Here is an 18,259-nt window from a genome sequence, read left to right as displayed (position 1 = left end):
CATGTCGTTGCTCACGATGAGCTGCGTCACCCAACGGCATCAGCTTCCTCTAGTAGGAGGCGTTTCGCGCTTCGGCGTGACGTCAATACGGCCTTCTTAGTGCTGATATCCCCCGGATGGGCTACTCGGGTCCATGTCAGGTCAACCGTAACTGACCGTGACGACCAGTAACGGGCCCCAAGTCACCCGATCGGAAGTGGCGGCGACACAATACCTGATAACGCACAGTAGCATTTTCGGCCTCAAAACCGGCCAAAGCTGAAGATTCAACTACGGATTGTTCGGTATCTGCCACCACGACGGTGTCGCCCTCACGCACGACCTCGCCCTCGAGCACCCGCGCGTTGAACCGTCCCGGCAGCCCGCACCAGCACAGCACTTCCACCTGAACGGGTTGCAGTTCGTCCGCGAGTTCGAACAGGCGAGCGGCCCCGGGGAACAACCGGCTCCGGAAGTCCGTCGCGATCCCGAAGCAGTACACGTCGATCTCGACCTCGTCGGCCAGCTCCGCCAGCTGGTCGACCTGCCCGGGGGAGAGGAACTGCGCCTCGTCCACCACGACGTAGTCCACGTGCTGCCCGCGCGCCCACTCCTGACGCACCAGGTCACGCACGTCGGTGTCCTCGCCGACCTCCACCGCCTGCCGACTCAGCCCGATCCGGCTCGAGATCTGCGGCGCGCCCGAGCGGTCGTGGCGCACCAGCACCAGACCGCGCCGGCCCTGCCGCGCGTGGTTGTGGTCGATCTGCAGCGCCAGGGTCGACTTCCCGCAGTCCATCGGCCCGTAACAGAACTTCAATCTGCCCACCGGCGGCGTCCCGCGGCGCGAACCGGCCGCGGGAACCGACGAGAGCGCGTCGGTCGGATCGGGGCCGGCTGCCCGGTCGTTCAACAAGGTCACGACACCTGACCCTATCGGTGTCTGGACAGTCGTTCAGGACAGCCCCGCGTGACAGCCGAACGAGCCACGTCACAGCGTCACAGAACCTCCGGCGGCGTGTTGCCCGCGGCCACGATCGCGCGCCGCACCGGCACCAGCCAGACGAGCACCAGCCCCGCCGCGAAGAAGATCACCAGCGCGATGATGGCCAGCCGGAACGACCCCGTCGCCTGCCCCACCCCGGCGAACAGCAGCGGACCCAGCCACGACGTCCCGCGCTCACCCACCACGTAGAGCGAGTAGTACTGCGCGTCCTTGCCCGCCGGGATCATCTGGCTGAACAACGACCGCGACAACGCGTTCGTCCCGCCCAGCACCAGCCCGATCCCGACCGCCACCGTCAGGAACTGCACCATCTGCTTCGGCTGCACGAAGTACGCCCCGGCCAGCACCACGACCCACAGCACCAGGCTGCCCAGGATCGTCCGCTTCGCCCCGATCCGCCGCGCCACCAGCCCGTGCAGCGTCCCGCCCAGGTACGCCACGAACTGGATCACCAGGATCGTCACGATCAGGACCTCGTTGCCGAACTTCAGCTCGTCCTTGCCGTACTGCGCCGACACCGTCACCACGGTGTTGATCCCGTCGGTGAAGACCAGGTAGCTGCCCAGGAAGGCCAGCGTCAACGGGTACGCCTTCGCCGCCACGATCGTCTGCCTCAGCTCCGCGAACCCCGCCCGCAACACCGACCTGCCCGGCACCACGTCCACCGGGGTGTGCCGGCGGGGGAGCGCCCGCACCGCCGGGATGGTGAACAGCGCCCACCACAGCCCCGAGGTCAGGAAGCAGATCTGCACCGCCAGGTCCTTGCTCACGCCGACGGCGTCGTGGCCGAGGTAGAGCCCCAGCTGCAACACCAGCGCGAGCCCGCCGCCCAGGTACCCGAACGCCCAGCCCTTCGCCGAGATGTCGTCCCGCTCGTCCGGCCCGCCGATGTCGACCAGGAACGAGTAGTAGACGACCAGCGAACCGCCGTAGCCGATGTTCGCGACGATGAACAGCACCACGCCCAGCTGCCAGTCCGACCCGGCGAAGAAGAACATCGCCGCCGCGGCCGCCGCACCCACGAACGCGAACCCGCCCAGGATCCGGCGCTTGTTGTGGCTCCGGTCGGCCACCGCCCCCGCGATCGGCAGCACCAGCACCTGCACCACCGTCGCCACCGACAGCAGGTAGCCCCACACCGAACCGGCCGGGAAGTGCAGCCCGAACAACGTCACGTCGCAGTTGTGCAAAGTGTCCGGCTGACCCGCCGCGTCGAGGCACGCGCGGTCCCCGTTAAGGGTGAAGTTCGACTTCGCGTCCGCGGCCGCGATCGTGCTCATCGAAAGGGCGCCGAACACCGTCGTCGTCGACGAATAGAACGGCGAATTCGCCCAGTCGTAGAAATACCAGCCCCAGCGCTCGCGCTGGGTCGAGCGCGTCCCGGCCAGCGTCATCCACGGCTCCTTCACCTCGAAGATCAGCAGGTCAGCGCGGAGACTACGGGGCGCATCCGAACGCGGGGGACCGGACCGCCAAACCGTGTCCGCTTTGTCGCTTCGTGATCATCCGTCACTTCCGGGGCAATCACGGTCCGCGCGTCACCGCGTGTCGCTGACTCGTGTGAACAGAGTTTCATGTGAGACTCAGGCGGGCAGTGTGTCCCTTGTGGTCAGTGGGACACGCTTCTACTGTGCTTCCATGATCCAGAACCGGAGACGCACCACCGCGAGAATCCTGCTTCTCGCCATCGCCGCCTTGGGTCTGCAGCTCACCATTCCCACCGTTGCCATCGCGGATCCCGCGTCCACGGCCTGGGCCAAGCTCCGCATGTGCGAGTCCAGCGGCCGCTACGCCACCAACACCGGCAACGGCTACTACGGCGCGTACCAGTTCGACCTGCCTACCTGGCGCAGCGTCGGCGGCGCCGGCCGCCCCGACCAGGCCGCACCGTCCGAACAGGACTACCGCGCCCTCTACCTCTACCGCATGCGCGGCTGGCAACCCTGGCAGTGCGCCGGCATGCTCAAGCTCGCCGGCGACGCCGACGCCCGCAGCAAGCGCGTCCCCAGCTACGCCGAAGCCGCCTACATCGGCGGCGGACCGGCCCCCGCACCCACCCCGGCGCCCCCCAACGGCAAACCGCCGTGGCCCGGCGTCGTCTACGCCTTCGGCGACTGCGCCGCCCCGCTCAAAGCCTTCCAGCTCCGCATGAACGCCTTCGGCTACGGCTTCACCGGCACCGGCTGCTACTACGAAAAGACACGCACCGCCGTCCTCGACCTCCAGCGCGCCAACGGCATCAAGGACAGCGGACTGCTCGGCCCCAAGACCTGGGAAGCCGCCTGGAACGGCAAGCCACCCCGCTGACGCTCACGGCTCCTGGGACCGCTGCCAGGAGCCGCGCTCGATCAGCACCTCACGCAGCAGGTCCGGCCGGTCCGTCACGATCCCGTGCACACCCAGGTCCAGCAACATCCGCATCTCCGCCGGATCATCGATGGTCCACGTGTGCACCTCGATCCCGGACCGCCCCGCGATCGACAGGAACGCCTTGTCCACCACCCGCAGCGCCCCCTGCCGCACCGGCACCTGCGCCATCGCACCCAGCATCAGCCGCCCCAGGGGGAGCAGCGGCAGCTTCCCCCGCGCCCACAACGCGAACGCCGACCGCGGCCCCATCGCCGTCACCAGCTTCGGCCCCGCCAGCTTCCGCAACCGCACCAGCCGCGCGTCCGAAAACGCCGCCGCGGCCACCCGGTCGTGCGCCCGCGTCCGCTCCAGCACCTCGACGAACGGCGTCACCGCCTGATCGGCCTTCACGTCGATGTTGAACCGCGCGTCCGGCAGCTCCTCCAGCACGTCCTCCAGCCGCGACAGCGGAGCCCGCCCACCCACCTTGACGTTCTTCAGCTGCTCCCATGTCTGCGTCGCGATCGCCCCCGACCCGTCGGTCGTCCGGTCCAAGCGAGCGTCGTGGTGCACGACCACCACACCGTCCGCCGTCGCGTGCACGTCCGTCTCGACGTACCGGTACCCTTCCGCACACGCCCGCCGGAACGCCGGCAGCGAGTTCTCCAGCCCGTCGAGCTCGTCGAGGTGCCACCCCCGGTGCGCGAACGCACGGGGGAGCGGATCGGCCAGGTACGGAAACGACGACTGCATCCCTCAAGTGTGCACTTCCGCCATGACCCCGGCATGAGCAACCGGTGGCCAGCTAGGGTCTCCCTGGTGAGGGAAGCCGCCGAACTAGCCCAGCCCGTCCCCGTCGAAGTCGTGCCCGCCCGCCGCGGCGCGCCCCGGCACTGCGGCTGGTGCGGACGACGCCTCCCCGAAGCCGGCAACGTCGGCCGCCGCCGCCGGTACTGCGGCCAGTCCTGCCGCCAGCGTGCCTACGAACGCCGCACCGCACTGCAGCGAAGCGGCCTGCCCGAGGACGCCGTCGTGCTGTCCGACACCGAAGTCGCCGCCCTTCAGGACCGGCTGTTCCAGCTCCGCTGCGCCGCGGAGGACATCGTGACCGCCGCCGACGACGGCGCCGACGTCCGCGAGCTGCGCGCCCTGGCCGACGACATCGCCCGGGCCGCCAAGGACCTCGAACAGCTCCGCTGACCGGCACCGCCGAGGACGTTCGGGCACATCTTGCACACCCCGTCACCTTGCCGGTACGCAAAGGATCGCCCCCGGCCACCCGCGCCTGAAACCCTGACGCTCAGTACTCGTCGGCGAGCTGAACGTGGGGGATGACGCGGATGACGGAACGCGCGCGGGCCTGGGCGAGCGTCGACAGCACGGACACACCCACCTACCGGGACGTCGTCACCGCCCACCTCGCCGCGGCCTCGCGGGTCGTCGACCTCCACCACGCCGACTTCGCGACCACCCTGATGGGGGACTGGGCCGACCGGCCTGTCACCGACTTCGACCACCAGCCGTCGTTCGCCGCGAACGACGGCTCACCCGTCGAGTTCTCCTTCGCCCTCACCCGCACCGGCGCCGAAGCCAGGATGGGCTTCGAAGCCCTGGACACCGCCGAACGCCTGACCGACCACCACTTCATCCGACGGCTGCCCACCGCCGACGTGACCAGGCTGCACCTCATCGAAGATCTCTTCGCCCCGGCAGGCGGCCTGTTCTCGATGTTCTGCGCGACCGCGCTCAGGACCGGCGCGCCGCTGTTCAAGGTGTACCTCGACCCCTCCGCGGGCGGACAGCCCCACCGAACCGTCGCCGAAGCCATGGACCGCCTGGGGCTCAGCGCACCGTGGACCGACAAGGCCCACCACGAGATCGCGGTCTTCGCACTGGACCTCGGCGCCGCACCCGAAGCCAGGGTCAAGCTCTACCTCCGCCACACCGGCAGCGACCCGGCCGACCTCGAGTGCGTCGCCGCCCTCGCCGACGACCACCAGCCGGACCTCTTCACCAAGATCCTCACCCGCGTCTACGGCCACCCCAGCACCGATCTCGCCAAAGCCCCCATGACCTGCCTGGCCTTCCGGGGGAGCAGCCCACACCCCGCCTCGGCCACGCTCTACTGCCCGCTCGACCCCAACCTCGACAACGACGCCGAAGCCGCCGCCCGCGTACTCGACCTGCTCGAGATGTCCGGCATCGCCCCGGACCGCTTCCACGCCCTCGCCACCACGATCTCCGGAACCGACCTCACCCGCGCACACCGGCTCAGCTGGCTCAGCTACAAACAACCCGAAGACCCCGTCGTGACGATCTACGCCGGCCTCGACGGATCACCCCGGTGACAGCCCGTCCAGCGCCCGGTACGTCCGATTGCTCGCCGCCGCCGCACGCTGCTCCCGGCCCGTCGCCTCGATGTAGTTCTGACTCGTCGCCAAGCTCGCGTGCCCCAGCAACGCCATGATCTCCGACGCCGTCGCCCCGTCCTCCGCCAACCGCGTCGCGAACGTGTGCCGCAAAGCATGCAGATTCGCCCCCACCGGCACCCGGTCGTGCAACCCCGCCCCCCGATAACACGACTTCACCAGGTACTCCAGCGCACCCCGCCCGATCGGCTCACCCGACCGATCCAGCAGCAACGGCGAACCAGGGGAGAACCGCACACTCGAAAACCGCACCCGGCACGACTCCCGGTACCGCTCGATCAGCTCCGCCAGCACCGGCTGCACCGGAATCGACCGATCCCGGCTGCCCTTCCCCTTCACGTGCAACCGCAGCTCACCCGCGCGCCCCACCAGAGACCGCGCCGTCAACGCCCGCATCTCCGCCGCACGCAACCCCGCCACCAGCCCCAGCGCGATCACCAGCACGTCCCGCTCCGGCCACGGATCCCGCGCACGCCGCGAACCCGCGGCCGCCGCCGACAGCAGCTGTTCCGGGGTTTCCTCACCCCGCAACGGTTTCGGCGTCAACGCCGGCGTCCGCGGCCGCGCCACCGCACCCATCGGATTGCCCTCCAGCAGCCCGTCCGCCACGCAGAACGTCAGGAACTGGTTCCACGTCGACCAGGCCCGCAGCACCGAGCTCTTCGCATGGCCGTCGGCGAACACGCCGAACACCGACCGCAGCGCCGGTCCGGTCAGATCGGCGACGTCCAGGTCTTCGGCCGGGCGGCCGAGCTGCGAAACCAGGAGAGTGGTGATCCCGGCGAGGTCACGGCGGTAGGCGTCGGTGGTGTGCGGAGAGTCCTTGCGGGGCCGGCGGGCCGCGAAGAAGGCTTGCTGGGCCTCGGAAACCTTCATGTGGATCTTCTACAGCACGGCACCGACAATTCCGGTCGCCGGGTCACCTCCCATTTCATGCATAATGGCAATTATGCATGAAATGTCGGTTTAGTCCGGAATAGCCCTCTTGGGGGATCCGAGACTCTCGAATGCTATCCAAGGCTCGAATCCGCCCCTTGAGTGCCCGGCGGCGGGGATGCGCACATATGTTCGAGCGCTGCGGATCGCTCGGGGCGCCACCCGGGGCGAATCGGTCGCCGGGACGTCCGCGGGCAGGTCGCCAATCGCCGTCTCAGTGCCGGATCACCTGACATAGTTTCGTCACCGTGACGTTTTGAGGTTGAGTGGCAGCGCATCCGATCCTCGGCTTCAGGGGATGCTCCTACGGCCTCCCGAAGGCGTCTCCAGGGGCCCTTGGTGTCCAGTACGTCGGAAGGCTCGACGAGAAACCTCAGGAGAAGCCGTCCTGACGAACCGGACGCACCGCTCGAAGGCCGGCTTCGGCACCCCTCCCGGCTCTTCGTCGCAGCGTGTCCCTAAGTGCCGATAATGTACATTATGTCAAGTAGTCGATCCGGGAGCCTCCCCTCAGAACCCCATCTGCTGTCGGAGCGTCGTGAGCGTGTGCGAGTACTCGACCGTGCTCCACGTCCGACACCGCGACCCGCTGTCGCCGCGGCGCCGGTCAGTCCCGTCGGTGAGTGCGGTGTGACGTGGGCTTCTGGTGCACGGCAACCACTACGAGGCCGTCGACCCGCCGGCGCCGGATCACCGGCTGATGTCGCCGGACTCATTGGTGCGTGTCCCCCTGGCTCGCCGCGGCCTGCGGGAGGCGGCCGGGGCAGAGAAGTCCGTCGACATGCGCGCCGCGATCGACGCGGCGATGTCCGATCACCTCGGGCGGCCCGACTCCGTCTGCACCCACCCGGACGAGCGGGTCCCGGAGCCGGACCAGTGGCCGACCAACCCTGTCCAGCTGCGTCGACATCACCACCGGCGGCTACTGCGTCGCGCCGGGCTCCCCTTGTCACCGCGATGTCCCTCTCCCCCAGACTCACGATCGGCGCCTTGTGCGCGATCGGGGTCCTGTGCGCGGCCTGCGGTGGGCCGGGTCCTTCCGGCGCCGCGGCCGACGCCAAGGCGAACGTGAAGCTGGTCGACGCGACCCCGGCCGCGGCCGGGCAGCTCGACCGGGCCACCTGGTTGGTGGCCAAGGAACCGACCAACCTCGATCTGTCCAATGCGGACGCCGACTACTTCGCCGATGTGCTCGACCACGTGCTGACGGAGGGCTGGTAAGCGCGTCAGTGCCAGTCGCTGATCGCGACGTCGTGGGGGTCCGGGGCGCCCTTCCCGGTCTCCAGCAGCTGCTTGAGGCTCATCAGGAAGATCGCCCACTTCGTGCTGCAGTGGTGCATGAACTCGCCGGCCTCGCGCCAGCCTTCGTGCTTGAACAGGACGATCGTGTAGTCGCCGCGCTGTTCGATGTCCCAGCGGATCGTCGTGCCGACCCACTCGGGCGGTCCGTCGACGACCTCCCAGCGGACGAGCCGGTCCGGGTCGAGCTCGGTGACCTTCATGTCGAAGCCGCCGGCGGTGAACCGGAACGCGATGACGCCGCCGAGCTCGACGTCGCCCACGGTCTTGTGGGCCCACCACGCGGACAGGCCGTCGAGGGTGGTGACGGCCTCGTAGACCTTCTCCGGCGTGGACTTCTCGATGCCGATGCGGTGCAGGATGTCCATGGTCGTGCCTCTCTAGAGGTTCTTCTGGATGGTCTCGGCGATGCGCTTGATGCGGCGGAGCCGGGCGTCCCAGGCGGCGCCGACGTCGGCCAGCTGCGCGACGGCGCGGGCGAGCTGGGCTTCGTCGACGCGGTACTGCTTCTCGCGCCCGGCGGCCGTCGCGTGCACGAGGCCGACGTGGTCGAGGACGGTGAGGTGCTTCGCGACGGCCTGGCGGGTCACCGGGAGGTGCTCGCTCAGGCTCGTGGCGGTCGCGCTGCCGTCGTTCAGCAGCAGGTCGAGCAGGCGGCGCCGGGTGGGGTCGCCGATGGCCGACCAGAGGTCGTCGTCCACGGCGGTGCTCACGGGGTCGCGGCTCCCACCTTGATGGCGTATGCGGGCAGGCGCGGGAGGAAGTGGTCCCAGCCGCTGACGTGGTCGGCGTACTCGGCGGCGATCTTGGCTTCGTCCCAGCCGCGCTCGCGGAAGCCGGTCTCGGTCATCCGCAGACGAGTCCCGGTCCCCGAGGCTTCGAGCTCGAAGACGACGAGGAACGAGTTGCCGGGCGCGGCCGTCTCGCCCTCGGCGTGGGCCCAGCGGAAGGAGAAGAGCTTCGGGGGGATGGCGTCGACGACGGTGAACTGCACCCAACTGCCACCGAAGCCGATCCGGCCCGCACCACCCGGTTCGACGGGGTACTCGGCCTCGTCGGGCCACCACTCGCGGAGGTGTTCGGGGCTGCTGACGACGTCGAAGACCACGTCGGGGGTGGCGTCGATGTGGATCTCGCGGTCGAGTGTGCCGTATTCCATGCCGGGCTCCTAGTGCAACGTTTGGTTGCGTGTCACGTTAACGGCACCGGCGGCGATGCGCAACCATCGGTTGCATGAAGGTCCTTCTGGACCCACGCGACGTCACGCCAGGCGCCGTGCTTCCAGCCGACCCGGCGGTAGACGCCCACCGGCTCGAACCCGAGCGCGCGGTGCAGGCCGGCGCTCGCGTCGTTGGGCAGGGCCATGCCCGCCAGGGCACGGCAGAACCCGCGCTCGCGCAGCCGTTCGAACAGCGTCTCGTACAGCGCGCGGCCACCGCCCGTCCGGCGGCGGCCGAGTTCGAGGTAGATGCTCGTTTCGCACGACCACCGATAGGCGGCGCGCGCGGCGAAGGGGTGCGCGTAGGCGAAGCCGGCGACGGTGCCGTCGTCTTCGAGGACGAACCAGGCGTGAGCCTGAGCGATCCGGCGAGCCATCTCTTCTGCCGACGGTGGCTCGTCTTCGAAGGAGATGACGGTGTCGGTGACGTAGGGCGCGTAGATGGCGGCGCAGGCGGCCGCGTCTTCAGGAGTGGCGTCTCGGATCAGCATGGCTCATATGGTAGCCAGAACAGGTCGTATAGTATCAACCCATGACCGATCCCCTGACCACGCGCCTGGCCGCCACCGTGCACGCCGCACGGACGTCCCGAGGTCTCTCGGCGGCCGCTCTGGCCGAGGCGTCCGGGGTGTCGCGGGCGATGATCGGCAAGATCGAGCGGGGTGACGTCCAGCCGACGGCGGCGTTGCTGGCGAAGCTGTCGTCGGCGCTCGGGATGACGCTGTCGGAGCTGATCGCACGAGCCGAGGGCGACGAGCGGCGGCTGGTGCGCGCGGCCGAACAGCCGGTGTGGGTCGATCCGGACACCGGATACCGGCGGCGCGCGGTCTCCCCCGCCGGCGGCCGTCCGCTGGAGCTGGTCGAAATCGAGCTGCCCGCCGGCGCGGAGGTGCCGTTGCTCGCCAGCGGGTTCCTGCACCAGCAGATCTGGGTGCTGGACGGGCACCTGCGCCTGCGCGAGGGTGCCGAGGTGCACGAGCTGGACGCCGGGGACTGCCTGCAGCTGGGGACCGCGCCGGAGCGCGTGTTCACGAACCCGGGCTCGCGGCCCTGTCGCTACCTGGTCGCGCTGGTGCCGCGCGCCACCTGACCAGGTGATCCGGCGTGCCCTCGCGCGCTCGGACCGCTAGCTTCGCGCGGTGCGTCGACTGCGGAGGATCTGGTACCAGTGCGCGGAGTTCCTGCTGGTACTGCTGGGATTGGGCTGGCTCATCGCCCCGGATACCGGGCTGGACGTGGTGTTCCTGCTGGCGTGGGACGTGCTGGCGGTGGCGGTGATCGTGACCCGGTTCGTGCGGATCCGGCGCTACCGGCTCGCGGGTGACGGCGAGCCGACGTGGCTGCACAGCCTGCTGGGCCGGCGGTCGAGCTTCGCGGCGACGCTGCTGGTGAGCGTCGTCGGGATGTCGGCGGGGTTCCTGATCCTCGTGGCGAACGTCATCGCCGAGGAGGACGACGAGTACGCGTCGGTGCTGCAGATCAGCGCGGTACCGGCGGTGCTGGCGGCGTGGATCCTGCTGCACTTCGGGTACGCCGACCGCTACGCGCACCTGCACTACCGGGCCGCGCCGGGACCCGGTCTGCGGTTCCCGGCGACGGAACGGCCGAACCTGCTGGACTTCGCCTACTTCGCGTTCACCGTGGGGACGTCGTTCGCGACGTCCGATGTGGAGGTTCAGGCGCGGCCGATCCGGTACACGGTGCTGACGCACAGCGTGGTGTCGTTCGTCTACAACACGGCCATCCTCGGGATCGCGGTCGGCGTGATCACCGGGAAATAGCGTCGATGCCGGTGAGCTCGGCCGACAACGCCCACAGTCGCGCGGCCTGCTCGGGGTCGACGGCGTACTCGCGGACGCCGACACGGTGGCGGACCGCGGTGACGCCGTCGTCCGCGGGCGCGGGCTCGGCGATGTCGCAGTCTTCGAGGTAGACCCCGCCCATACCGTCGAGCTGAGCGGAGGTCGCGGCCCAGACCTGGGTGGCGGCACCGGCTTCGACGGTCTTGAAGTAGTCGGTGGGGTTGCCGTGTTCGTCGAGCCAGCCGTGGGCGCGCCACTCTTCCCGCGGGATGTGGCGCAGGAGGTTGGTCATGATCGAGCCGGGGTGCAGCGCGAAGGCCCGCACACCGCGATCCCGGCCGAGGCGGTCGAGGTGGACGGCGAACAGGACGTTGGCGGTCTTGGCCTGCCCGTAGGCGAGCCACCGGTCGTAGTCGTGTCCGAAGTGGACGTCGTCCCAGCGGATCGGTGAGAAGTGGTGGCCGCGCGAGGAGACGGAGATGACGCGGGCGCCGTCGGCGATGGCCGGCCAGAGGTGGTTGACCAGGGCGAAGTGGCCGAGGTGGTTGGTGGCGAACTGGGCTTCCCACCCGGGCCCGACGCGGGTTTCGGGGCAGGCCATGACGCCGGCGCTGCCGACGACGAGGTCGAGACGGCGGCCGGAGTCGAGGAAGCCGTCGGCGAAGGCGCGGACGCTGTCGAGGTCGCCGAGGTCGAGCTCGCCGACCTCGGCGTTCGGGATCCCGTCGAGGGCGTCCTCGGCCGCGGCGCGGCGACGGGCGGGGACGACGACGCGGGCACCGGCGTCCGCGAGAACGCGGGTGGTCTCCAGGCCGATGCCCGAGTAGCCGCCGGTGACGAGGGCGAGCTTGCCGGTCAGGTCGACGCCGGCGAGGACCTCGGCCGCGGTGCTGGAGGCCCCGAAGCCGGAGCCGATCTTGTGCTGCGGAGTGGTCATGGGTTCGACGGTAGGAGCTGGAGCGCGCTCCAGCGCAAGCGCGAGAATGGCGGCGTGGAGCGGGTGCTGGTGCTGGGGTGCGGCGGGTCCGGGAAGTCGGTGTTCGCGCGTCGGCTCGGGGCGCGGACCGGGCTGCCGGTGGTGGAGCTGGACGGCGTGTTCTGGCAGCCGGGCCCGGCCGGGTTGTCCCGGGCGGAGTGGGTTGCGCGGCAACGGGAGCTGGTGGCGAGTCCGAAGTGGATCCTCGACGGTGATCTCGGTCCGTACGACGTGCTGGAGGTCCGGGCCGCGGTGGCGGACACGGCGGTGCTGCTGAACCTGTCGCCGGCGCGGTGTGTGTGGCGGGCGGTGCGGCGGGGTCGTGAGCGGTGGGACTTCTGGTCGTGGGTGCTGAGCTACCGGTGGCGGCACCTGCCCGCGGTGCGGCGGGCGCTGGCCGCGTCGGGCGTCGAGGTGGTGGAGCTGCGGTCGCCGCGGGCGGTGCGGCGCTTCCTCGGCGAGCGTTGACTGAAGCAATGAATCAGTGCTTCACTTCTTGACGTGCCCTACCGCCGCACCCCGAAGGTCCAGGAACGGCTCGACGCCCAGCGCGAGACGATCGTCGCCGCGGCGACCGAACAGCTTGCCGACCTCGGCTACAGCGGCTGCTCCGTCGCCGCCGTCGCCGAGCGGGCCGGGGTGGCCGTCGGGAGCGTCTACCAGCACTTCCCCACCAAAGCCGACCTGGTCGTGCACGTGTTCCGGCAGGTCGTCACGCGGGAGGTCGAGGCGGTCCGGGCCGCGTCCGCGCGGCCCGGGGAACCCGCCGAACGCGTCCTCGCCGTGTTCGAGACCTTCGCCCAGCGCGCGCTCAAGGCTCCCCGTCAGGCCTACGCCCTGCTCGCCGAGCCGGTCGACGCTCGGATCGATGCCGAACGGCTCGAGTTCCGGCGGGCGTTCACCGAGGTCGTCGCCGAGCACGTCGCGGCCGGGGTCCGGCAAGGCGTGCTGCCGCCCCAGGACGGCCGGCTCACCGCCGCCGCGCTGGTGGGTGCCGCCGCCGAAGTCCTGATCGGCCCGTTGACCAGCGGCAACGCCGGTGACGTCGCCGAGCTCCGCACGTTCGTCGTCCGCGCTCTAGGAGGTTCCGATGCCCGCCACGCATGAGGTCACCAACCAGGTCCCGACGCTGCAGGGCCACGACGTCGCCGACGACCCCGCGCTGCTGGCCGGGCTCGAACGAGCCGGCGCGGGCTGGGCGTCGGACGAGCTGCACGAGCTGGGCCGGCTCGCCGGCAGCGAGCAGGCCCAGGAGTGGGGCCGGGTGGTCAACGAGAACGAGCCGGTGCTGCGCACCCACGACCGCTACGGCAACCGGATCGACGAGGTCGAGTTCCACCCGTACTGGCACGACCTGATGACCGTCGCGGTGTCGCACGGCCTGCACGGCACGCCGTGGCAGGACCCGCGCAACGGCGTGCACGCGGCCCGGGCGGCGAAGTTCTACGTGTGGGGGCAGGTCGAGGCCGGGCACAGCTGCCCGATTTCGATGACCTACGCGGCGATCCCGGCGCTGCGGGCCAACCCGGAGCTGGCCGCGCGGTACGAGCCGCTGCTGGCCTCGACCGAGTACGACTTCGGGCTGCGCGAGCCGAGCACCAAGCGCGGCCTGATCGCGGGCATGTCGATGACCGAGAAGCAGGGCGGCTCCGACGTCCGCGCCAACACCACGACGGCGACCCCGGGCGCCGACGGCAGCTACACCCTCGTCGGGCACAAGTGGTTCACCTCGGCGCCGATGTCGGACATGTTCCTGACCCTCGCCCAGGCACCCGGCGGGCTCTCCTGCTTCCTGCTCCCCCGCGTCCTGCCCGACGGCTCGCTCAACCCGATCCGGCTGCAGCGGCTGAAGGACAAGCTGGGCAACCGGTCCAACGCGTCGTCGGAGATCGAGTACGACCACGCCGTCGGCTGGCTCGTCGGCGAGGAGGGCCGCGGGGTCCGGACCATCATCGAGATGGTCAACAACACCCGCCTGGACTGCACGCTCGGCAGCGCGTCCGGCATGCGCCTGGGCGCGGTCCGCGCGGTCCACCACGCGACCCACCGGCACGCCTTCGGCAAGGCCCTGGTCGACCAGCCGCTGATGGCGAACGTGCTCGCCGACCTCGTGGTCGAGTCCGAAGCGGCGACGACGGTGGCGATGCGGCTGGCCGCGGCGGGCGACCGGCGCGACGACGCGCAGGAGCAGGCGTTCCGGCGGCTCGGGCTCGCGGTGTCGAAGTACTGGGTGTGCAAGCGGGCGCCGATGCACGCGGCCGAAGCCCTGGAATGCTTCGGCGGCAACGGGTACGTCGAGGAGTCGGGCATGCCGCGGCTCTACCGCGAGGCACCGCTGTCGTCGATCTGGGAAGGCTCGGGCAACGTCGCCGCGCTGGACGCGTTGCGCGCCATGGGCAAGCAGCCGGAGACGGTCGCGGCCTTCTTCGCCGAGGTCGAGCGGGCGGCCGGCGGCGACAGCCGGCTCGACGACGCCGTCGACCGCGTCCGCAAGGAGCTGACCGACCTCGACGCGATCGAGTACCGGGCGCGGCGGGTGGTCGAGTCGATGGCGCTGGTGCTGCAGGGATCGCTGCTGGTGCGCCACGGCCACCCGGCGGTCGCGGACGCGTTCTGCGCGTCCCGCTTCGGCGGCGACTGGGGCATCGCGTTCGGCACGTTGCCGGCCGGGGTCGACACGGGCGCGATCATCGACCGCGCGGCGGTGCGCTGAGTCAGCCCAGCGCGTCCAGCGCCCCGGCGACCGCGGCGGCCTTGAGCTCCGCGACCGGGGCGTCGGGGAACTGCATGCAGACGTCCTGCAGGCCGCCCAGTGCCAGGATCGCGCGCGCCTGCTGTTCGAGGGTCGGGGAAGGGCCGCACATCAGCCCGGTGAGCCGGGTGCGCCAGGCCAGCACCTTGTCGATGAGCCCGAGGTCGGCCAGCGTCGGCATCTCGGCCAGCAGCATGACCACGTCCGCGCGGTGGCGGTAGTTGAAGTCGAAGAACCCCTCGATCAGCTCCCGCACCGGCGCGTCACCGCGGGCCTCCTGGTCGAGGAGGAACTTCTCGCCGTCGTCGAGCATGGGCTGGACGATGCTGCGGACGAGGTCGTCGCGCGACGGGAAGTGGTAGTAGAGCGCGGGCTTGGTGATGCCCAGCCGGTCGGCGATGTCCTGGAGGCTGGTGCGCTGCACCCCTTGGGTCGTGAAGAGGTCGCGCGCGGCGTCGAGGATGCGCTGCTTGGTGTCGGAGGGTTTCGGCACGGACCCAGCATAACTGACTTAACGATAGGTAAGGAGCTGTGGTACAACTTACCTACCGTTAAGTCAGGGAGGTACTCATGCGGATTCTCGTCTCGGGCGCCAGCATCGCGGGGCCGGTGCTCGCCTATTGGCTCACCCGCCACGGCTTCGACGTCTCCGTCGTCGAACGCGCCCCGGCCCTGCGCAAGACCGGCGGGCACGCCGTCGACCTGTTCCGGCCCGCCATGGAGATCACCGAGAAGATGGGCGTCCTGCCTCGGGTCGAAGCCCTCAAGACCGGCACCACCCGGATGACGCTGTACCGGGAAGGCGTGCGCCGCCCGTCGCGGGTGGACCTGTCGAAGATCTACCGCGCCACCTCCGACCGGCACGCCGAGATCATGCGCGACGACCTCAGCGAGATCTACTACGACGCCGGCCGTGACGACGCCGAGTACCTCTTCGGCGACTCGATCACCGCCCTCTCCCCCGACGGCGACGTCACCTTCGAACACGCCGCACCCCGGAAGTTCGACGTCGTCGTCGGCGCCGACGGGCTGCACTCGAACGTCCGGCGCCTGGTCTTCGGCGAGGAAGCCGGCCTGACGAAGTTCATCGGCGCCTACCTGGCCGTGCTCTCCATGCCGGACACCAACGGCCTCGGCGACGGCGAGACCGTCCTGCACCTCGGCCCCGGCCGCACCGCCGGCGTCTACAGCGCCCGGCACCTCGACGAAGCCCGCGCGGTGTTCCTGTTCCGCCGCGACGAGCAGCTCGACTACCACCACCGCGACGTCGCGCGGCAGCAGGAGCTGCTGCGCGAGGCCTACGCCGGGATGCACCCGCAGGTCGACGGCTGGCTCGCCGAACTCGCCGGCCCCGGTCCGTTCTACTTCGACTCGATCACCCAGCTCGGCCTCGAGACGTGGTCACGCGGGCGCGTCACGCTCGTCGGCGACGCCGGCTACTGCCCCGGCCCGGCCGTCGGCGGCAGCACCAGCCTCGCGGTGCTCGGCGCGTACGTCCTCGCCGGCGAACTGGCCGCGGCCGGCGGCGACCACGAACGCGCTTTCGCCGCCTACGAAAGCGAAATGGGCGAGCTGGTGCGCAAGAGCCGCGCGTTCGCCGTCGGCGCCGCCCGGAGCCTGATCCCCGGCTCGCGCGCCGGGGTGTGGGCACTGGCCCGCGGCGGCCAGCTGGTCTCCGCCCTGCCCGCCCGCGTCACGACGGCGCTGGCGAAGCTCAACACCGGCGGCGTGCGGATGCACGACTCGATGCGGGTCAAGGACTACGCGGTCACGCCCGTGGCCTGAGCCCGTCGACGAGGACCGCGACCATCCGCTGGTTGTACTCCAGGTCCTCGCCTCGCACGGGCTGGCAGAGCAGGGCGACGGCGTGCAAGAGGTCTTTCGCGCTGACATCGGCGCGAACCTCGCCCGCCGCCGCTTCCAGCAGGGCCGCCAGTACCGGTTCCATCCGCTGCATGAAGTAGCCGGGCAAGGCGTCGAACGCCGGGTCGCCCGAGTGCAGGGCCGCGGCGAACCCCCGTTTCGTGCCGACGAACTCCGTGTAGCGGCGCAGCCACCTGTGCAGCGCCTCGGCCGGCTCGTGGCCCGCGCCGAGCGCCGGTCCGGCCTGCGCCACGACGTCGATCTCGCGCTGCAGCACCGCCGCGACCAGGTCCGCGCGCTGCGGGAAGTGCCGGTAGAGCGTGCCCACGCCGACCCCGGCGAGGTCGGTGATCTCCTTGGCCGGCGCGTCCACCCCCGAGGTCGCGAAGACGCTCTTCGCCGCCTCCAGCAAGGCGTCGACGTTGCGTTGCGCGTCGGCGCGCCGGCGTCGCGGCTCTTCGGGCATGGCGCTCCTCCGGGTAGCTAAGCGGAAAGCCTTTCCGTATAGTTGTGGAAAAGCTTTCCGGTTAAGGCTACCCGAGGAGTCCCCATGCAGTACCGCACCCTGGGCCGGACCGGCATCAAGGTCAGCCCCTACGCACTGGGCACGCTGATGTTCGCGACGTCGATCGGCAACGCCGACCCCGGCGACTCGGCCCGCGTCCTCCACAAGGCCCTCGACGCCGGCATCAACTTCGTCGACACCGCCGACGCCTACGGCGACTCCGAGGAGATCGTCGGCAAGGCACTGGAAGGCCGCCGCGACGACGTCGTGCTCGCCACCAAGTTCGGCCGCCCGACCGGCCAGGACCCCAACCACCAGGGCGCGTCACGGCGCTGGATCGTCACCGCCGTCGAGAACTCATTGCGGCGCCTGCGGACCGACCACATCGACCTCTACCAGCTGCACCGCCCCGACCCCGGCACCGACCTCGAGGAAACCCTCGCCGCGCTCACCGATCTCCTGCGCAGCGGCAAGGTCCGCGCGATCGGCGCGTCCGGCACGCCCGCGTCCGGCATCGTCGAAGCCCACTGGATCGCCGAACGCCGCGGGCTCACCGGGTTCCACACCGAACAGCCGGTCTACTCCCTGCTCAACCGCGGCATCGAACGCGAGGTCCTGCCCGTCAGCCGCCGCTTCGGCATGGGCACGCTGGTCTGGGGTCCGCTCGGCCAGGGACTGCTCACCGGCCGCCCGCACGACGAGCTGCGCCGCGCCGCCCTGGTCCGCCACCTCAACGACGAAACCCGGCTCGACGTCGTCGCGAAGTTCACCGCCCTCGCCGCGGAAGCGGGCCTGCCCATGACCCACCTCGCGATGGCGTTCACGATCGCCCACCCCGACGTGACGAGCGCGCTGCTGGGGGCCCGCACGATGGCCCACCTCGACGACCTGCTGGCCGGCCTGGACGTCACCCTCTCCGACGACCTCCTCGACCGCATCGACGAGATCGTTCCGCCGGGCACCGACGTCGGGACCCTCGACCAGACGTACCAGCCGCCGGCGCTGACGCGGGCGGAGCTGCGCCGCCGCCCGCTCGCCGACCGCGCCGCGGCCTGAGCCGGGCGGACCGGGGCACCGACAGAAACCAGCACCGGAAGAAACCGGGCGGGCGCGCGGGTGAATCGGCACCGCGCGCCCGCACCCC

Annotated in this window: 22 protein-coding genes; 11 read left to right on the top strand and 11 right to left on the bottom strand. The window is 70.5% G+C overall.

What is annotated here, in order from left to right; all coding sequences use genetic code 11:
• Positions 1-136 precede the first annotated feature (136 nt).
• Together ACZ7OU_RS32115 and ACZ7OU_RS32110 are read right to left on the bottom strand one after the other, a co-directional pair.
• Positions 137-901, bottom strand: coding sequence for a thymidine kinase (locus ACZ7OU_RS32115; RefSeq protein ID WP_470244187.1), 765 nt, complete (start codon positions 899-901; stop codon positions 137-139).
• A 77-nt stretch (positions 902-978) separates the two neighbouring features.
• Entirely contained in the window at positions 979-2,379 is a 1,401-nt protein-coding gene (locus ACZ7OU_RS32110; protein WP_470258087.1) for an MFS transporter, read from the bottom strand.
• Positions 2,380-2,623: 244 nt separating this feature from the next.
• Here ACZ7OU_RS32110 and ACZ7OU_RS32105 point away from each other — a divergent pair, with 244 nt between their 5' ends.
• On the top strand, positions 2,624-3,292 hold the full coding sequence (locus ACZ7OU_RS32105) for a transglycosylase family protein (RefSeq protein ID WP_470258086.1): 669 nt from the start codon (positions 2,624-2,626) through the stop codon (positions 3,290-3,292).
• 3 nt (positions 3,293-3,295) lie between these two features.
• On the opposite strand, the gene ACZ7OU_RS32100 is transcribed toward ACZ7OU_RS32105, so the two are convergent.
• Positions 3,296-4,087: a glycerophosphodiester phosphodiesterase gene (locus ACZ7OU_RS32100; RefSeq protein ID WP_470258085.1), complete on the bottom strand. Its 792-nt coding sequence runs from the start codon at positions 4,085-4,087 to the stop codon at positions 3,296-3,298.
• Between the two features lie 66 nt (positions 4,088-4,153).
• Between ACZ7OU_RS32100 and ACZ7OU_RS32095 the strand changes: the two genes are divergently transcribed.
• Both ACZ7OU_RS32095 and ACZ7OU_RS32090 read left to right on the top strand, forming a co-directional pair.
• Entirely contained in the window at positions 4,154-4,534 is a 381-nt protein-coding gene (locus ACZ7OU_RS32095) for a hypothetical protein (RefSeq protein WP_470258084.1), read from the top strand.
• Positions 4,535-4,674: 140 nt separating this feature from the next.
• On the top strand, positions 4,675-5,682 hold the full coding sequence (locus tag ACZ7OU_RS32090; protein ID WP_470258083.1) for a hypothetical protein: 1,008 nt from the start codon (positions 4,675-4,677) through the stop codon (positions 5,680-5,682).
• Here ACZ7OU_RS32090 and ACZ7OU_RS32085 read toward each other — a convergent pair.
• The gene (locus ACZ7OU_RS32085) at positions 5,671-6,639 is read right to left on the bottom strand and encodes a tyrosine-type recombinase/integrase (protein ID WP_470244181.1); all 969 of its coding nucleotides are present in this window, start codon (positions 6,637-6,639) and stop codon (positions 5,671-5,673) included. The genes ACZ7OU_RS32090 and ACZ7OU_RS32085 overlap by 12 nt on opposite strands.
• 1,050 nt (positions 6,640-7,689) lie before the next feature.
• On the opposite strand from ACZ7OU_RS32085, the gene ACZ7OU_RS32080 reads away from it, so the two are divergent.
• The gene (locus ACZ7OU_RS32080; RefSeq protein ID WP_470258082.1) at positions 7,690-7,920 is read left to right on the top strand and encodes a hypothetical protein; all 231 of its coding nucleotides are present in this window, start codon (positions 7,690-7,692) and stop codon (positions 7,918-7,920) included.
• A gap of 5 nt (positions 7,921-7,925) precedes the next feature.
• Here ACZ7OU_RS32080 and ACZ7OU_RS32075 read toward each other — a convergent pair whose 3' ends face one another.
• From ACZ7OU_RS32075 to ACZ7OU_RS32060, 4 genes are read right to left on the bottom strand one after another with little or no spacing between them, the layout of a single operon-like run.
• Entirely contained in the window at positions 7,926-8,366 is a 441-nt protein-coding gene (locus ACZ7OU_RS32075) for an SRPBCC family protein (protein WP_470258081.1), read from the bottom strand.
• Between the two features lie 12 nt (positions 8,367-8,378).
• Positions 8,379-8,711, bottom strand: coding sequence for an ArsR/SmtB family transcription factor (locus ACZ7OU_RS32070; protein WP_470258080.1), 333 nt, complete (start codon positions 8,709-8,711; stop codon positions 8,379-8,381).
• The gene (locus ACZ7OU_RS32065; RefSeq protein ID WP_470258079.1) at positions 8,708-9,157 is read right to left on the bottom strand and encodes an SRPBCC domain-containing protein; all 450 of its coding nucleotides are present in this window, start codon (positions 9,155-9,157) and stop codon (positions 8,708-8,710) included. The genes ACZ7OU_RS32070 and ACZ7OU_RS32065 overlap by 4 nt, the downstream gene beginning before the upstream one ends.
• 32 nt (positions 9,158-9,189) lie before the next feature.
• Positions 9,190-9,708, bottom strand: a complete 519-nt coding sequence (locus ACZ7OU_RS32060; protein WP_470258078.1) for a GNAT family N-acetyltransferase — start codon at positions 9,706-9,708, stop codon at positions 9,190-9,192.
• A gap of 41 nt (positions 9,709-9,749) precedes the next feature.
• On the opposite strand from ACZ7OU_RS32060, the gene ACZ7OU_RS32055 reads away from it, so the two are divergent.
• Positions 9,750-10,307, top strand: a complete 558-nt coding sequence (locus ACZ7OU_RS32055; RefSeq protein ID WP_470244176.1) for a helix-turn-helix domain-containing protein — start codon at positions 9,750-9,752, stop codon at positions 10,305-10,307.
• Between the two features lie 49 nt (positions 10,308-10,356).
• Entirely contained in the window at positions 10,357-10,998 is a 642-nt protein-coding gene (locus ACZ7OU_RS32050) for a DUF1345 domain-containing protein (protein ID WP_470258077.1), read from the top strand.
• On the opposite strand, the gene ACZ7OU_RS32045 is transcribed toward ACZ7OU_RS32050, so the two are convergent.
• Entirely contained in the window at positions 10,985-11,956 is a 972-nt protein-coding gene (locus ACZ7OU_RS32045; protein ID WP_470258076.1) for an SDR family NAD(P)-dependent oxidoreductase, read from the bottom strand. The two genes, ACZ7OU_RS32050 and ACZ7OU_RS32045, sit on opposite strands and share 14 nt — an antisense overlap.
• A gap of 54 nt (positions 11,957-12,010) precedes the next feature.
• Between ACZ7OU_RS32045 and ACZ7OU_RS32040 the strand changes: the two genes are divergently transcribed.
• The 3 genes from ACZ7OU_RS32040 to ACZ7OU_RS32030 are packed head-to-tail and all read left to right on the top strand — an operon-like array spanning position 12,011 to position 14,708.
• A complete protein-coding gene (locus ACZ7OU_RS32040) occupies positions 12,011-12,463 on the top strand; it encodes a P-loop NTPase family protein (RefSeq protein WP_470258075.1) in 453 nt (150 codons plus the stop codon).
• 33 nt (positions 12,464-12,496) lie between these two features.
• The gene (locus tag ACZ7OU_RS32035; RefSeq protein WP_470244172.1) at positions 12,497-13,102 is read left to right on the top strand and encodes a TetR/AcrR family transcriptional regulator; all 606 of its coding nucleotides are present in this window, start codon (positions 12,497-12,499) and stop codon (positions 13,100-13,102) included.
• Positions 13,086-14,708 carry an acyl-CoA dehydrogenase family protein gene (locus tag ACZ7OU_RS32030; protein ID WP_470258074.1) on the top strand — a complete coding sequence of 541 codons (1,623 nt, stop codon included), beginning with the start codon at positions 13,086-13,088 and terminating at the stop codon, positions 14,706-14,708. The genes ACZ7OU_RS32035 and ACZ7OU_RS32030 overlap by 17 nt, the downstream gene beginning before the upstream one ends.
• A 1-nt stretch (position 14,709) precedes the next feature.
• Here the strand turns inward: ACZ7OU_RS32030 and ACZ7OU_RS32025 are convergent, their stop codons facing one another.
• Positions 14,710-15,240 carry a TetR/AcrR family transcriptional regulator gene (locus tag ACZ7OU_RS32025; protein WP_470244170.1) on the bottom strand — a complete coding sequence of 177 codons (531 nt, stop codon included), beginning with the start codon at positions 15,238-15,240 and terminating at the stop codon, positions 14,710-14,712.
• A gap of 77 nt (positions 15,241-15,317) precedes the next feature.
• On the opposite strand from ACZ7OU_RS32025, the gene ACZ7OU_RS32020 reads away from it, so the two are divergent.
• Positions 15,318-16,532, top strand: coding sequence for an FAD-dependent monooxygenase (locus ACZ7OU_RS32020; protein ID WP_470258073.1), 1,215 nt, complete (start codon positions 15,318-15,320; stop codon positions 16,530-16,532).
• Here ACZ7OU_RS32020 and ACZ7OU_RS32015 read toward each other — a convergent pair.
• Positions 16,516-17,076, bottom strand: a complete 561-nt coding sequence (locus ACZ7OU_RS32015; protein WP_470258072.1) for a TetR/AcrR family transcriptional regulator — start codon at positions 17,074-17,076, stop codon at positions 16,516-16,518. The two genes, ACZ7OU_RS32020 and ACZ7OU_RS32015, sit on opposite strands and share 17 nt — an antisense overlap.
• Positions 17,077-17,160: 84 nt before the next feature.
• On the opposite strand from ACZ7OU_RS32015, the gene ACZ7OU_RS32010 reads away from it, so the two are divergent.
• On the top strand, positions 17,161-18,171 hold the full coding sequence (locus tag ACZ7OU_RS32010) for an aldo/keto reductase (protein WP_470258071.1): 1,011 nt from the start codon (positions 17,161-17,163) through the stop codon (positions 18,169-18,171).
• Positions 18,172-18,259 lie beyond the last annotated feature (88 nt).

This window comes from Amycolatopsis sp. NPDC114505 (genome assembly GCF_055633615.1).
The sequence above is the reverse complement of the archived record's forward strand: the minus strand, read 5'-3'. Positions and strand labels throughout refer to the sequence as shown.

Bases quoted from the DNA above. Each gene is read 5' to 3' on its own strand.
- ACZ7OU_RS32055 (WP_470244176.1), top strand. From the start codon at position 9,750: ATGACCGATCCCCTGACCACGCGCCTGGCCGCCACCGTGCACGCCGCA.
- ACZ7OU_RS32015 (WP_470258072.1), bottom strand. From the start codon at position 17,076: ATGCCCGAAGAGCCGCGACGCCGGCGCGCCGACGCGCAACGCAACGTC.
- ACZ7OU_RS32060 (WP_470258078.1), bottom strand. From the start codon at position 9,708: ATGCTGATCCGAGACGCCACTCCTGAAGACGCGGCCGCCTGCGCCGCC.
- ACZ7OU_RS32030 (WP_470258074.1), top strand. From the start codon at position 13,086: ATGCCCGCCACGCATGAGGTCACCAACCAGGTCCCGACGCTGCAGGGC.
- ACZ7OU_RS32075 (WP_470258081.1), bottom strand. From the start codon at position 8,366: ATGGACATCCTGCACCGCATCGGCATCGAGAAGTCCACGCCGGAGAAG.
- ACZ7OU_RS32010 (WP_470258071.1), top strand. From the start codon at position 17,161: ATGCAGTACCGCACCCTGGGCCGGACCGGCATCAAGGTCAGCCCCTAC.
- ACZ7OU_RS32090 (WP_470258083.1), top strand. From the start codon at position 4,675: ATGACGGAACGCGCGCGGGCCTGGGCGAGCGTCGACAGCACGGACACA.
- ACZ7OU_RS32045 (WP_470258076.1), bottom strand. From the start codon at position 11,956: ATGACCACTCCGCAGCACAAGATCGGCTCCGGCTTCGGGGCCTCCAGC.
- ACZ7OU_RS32110 (WP_470258087.1), bottom strand. From the start codon at position 2,379: ATGACGCTGGCCGGGACGCGCTCGACCCAGCGCGAGCGCTGGGGCTGG.
- ACZ7OU_RS32085 (WP_470244181.1), bottom strand. From the start codon at position 6,639: ATGAAGGTTTCCGAGGCCCAGCAAGCCTTCTTCGCGGCCCGCCGGCCC.
- ACZ7OU_RS32105 (WP_470258086.1), top strand. From the start codon at position 2,624: ATGATCCAGAACCGGAGACGCACCACCGCGAGAATCCTGCTTCTCGCC.
- ACZ7OU_RS32100 (WP_470258085.1), bottom strand. From the start codon at position 4,087: ATGCAGTCGTCGTTTCCGTACCTGGCCGATCCGCTCCCCCGTGCGTTC.
- ACZ7OU_RS32065 (WP_470258079.1), bottom strand. From the start codon at position 9,157: ATGGAATACGGCACACTCGACCGCGAGATCCACATCGACGCCACCCCC.
- ACZ7OU_RS32020 (WP_470258073.1), top strand. From the start codon at position 15,318: ATGCGGATTCTCGTCTCGGGCGCCAGCATCGCGGGGCCGGTGCTCGCC.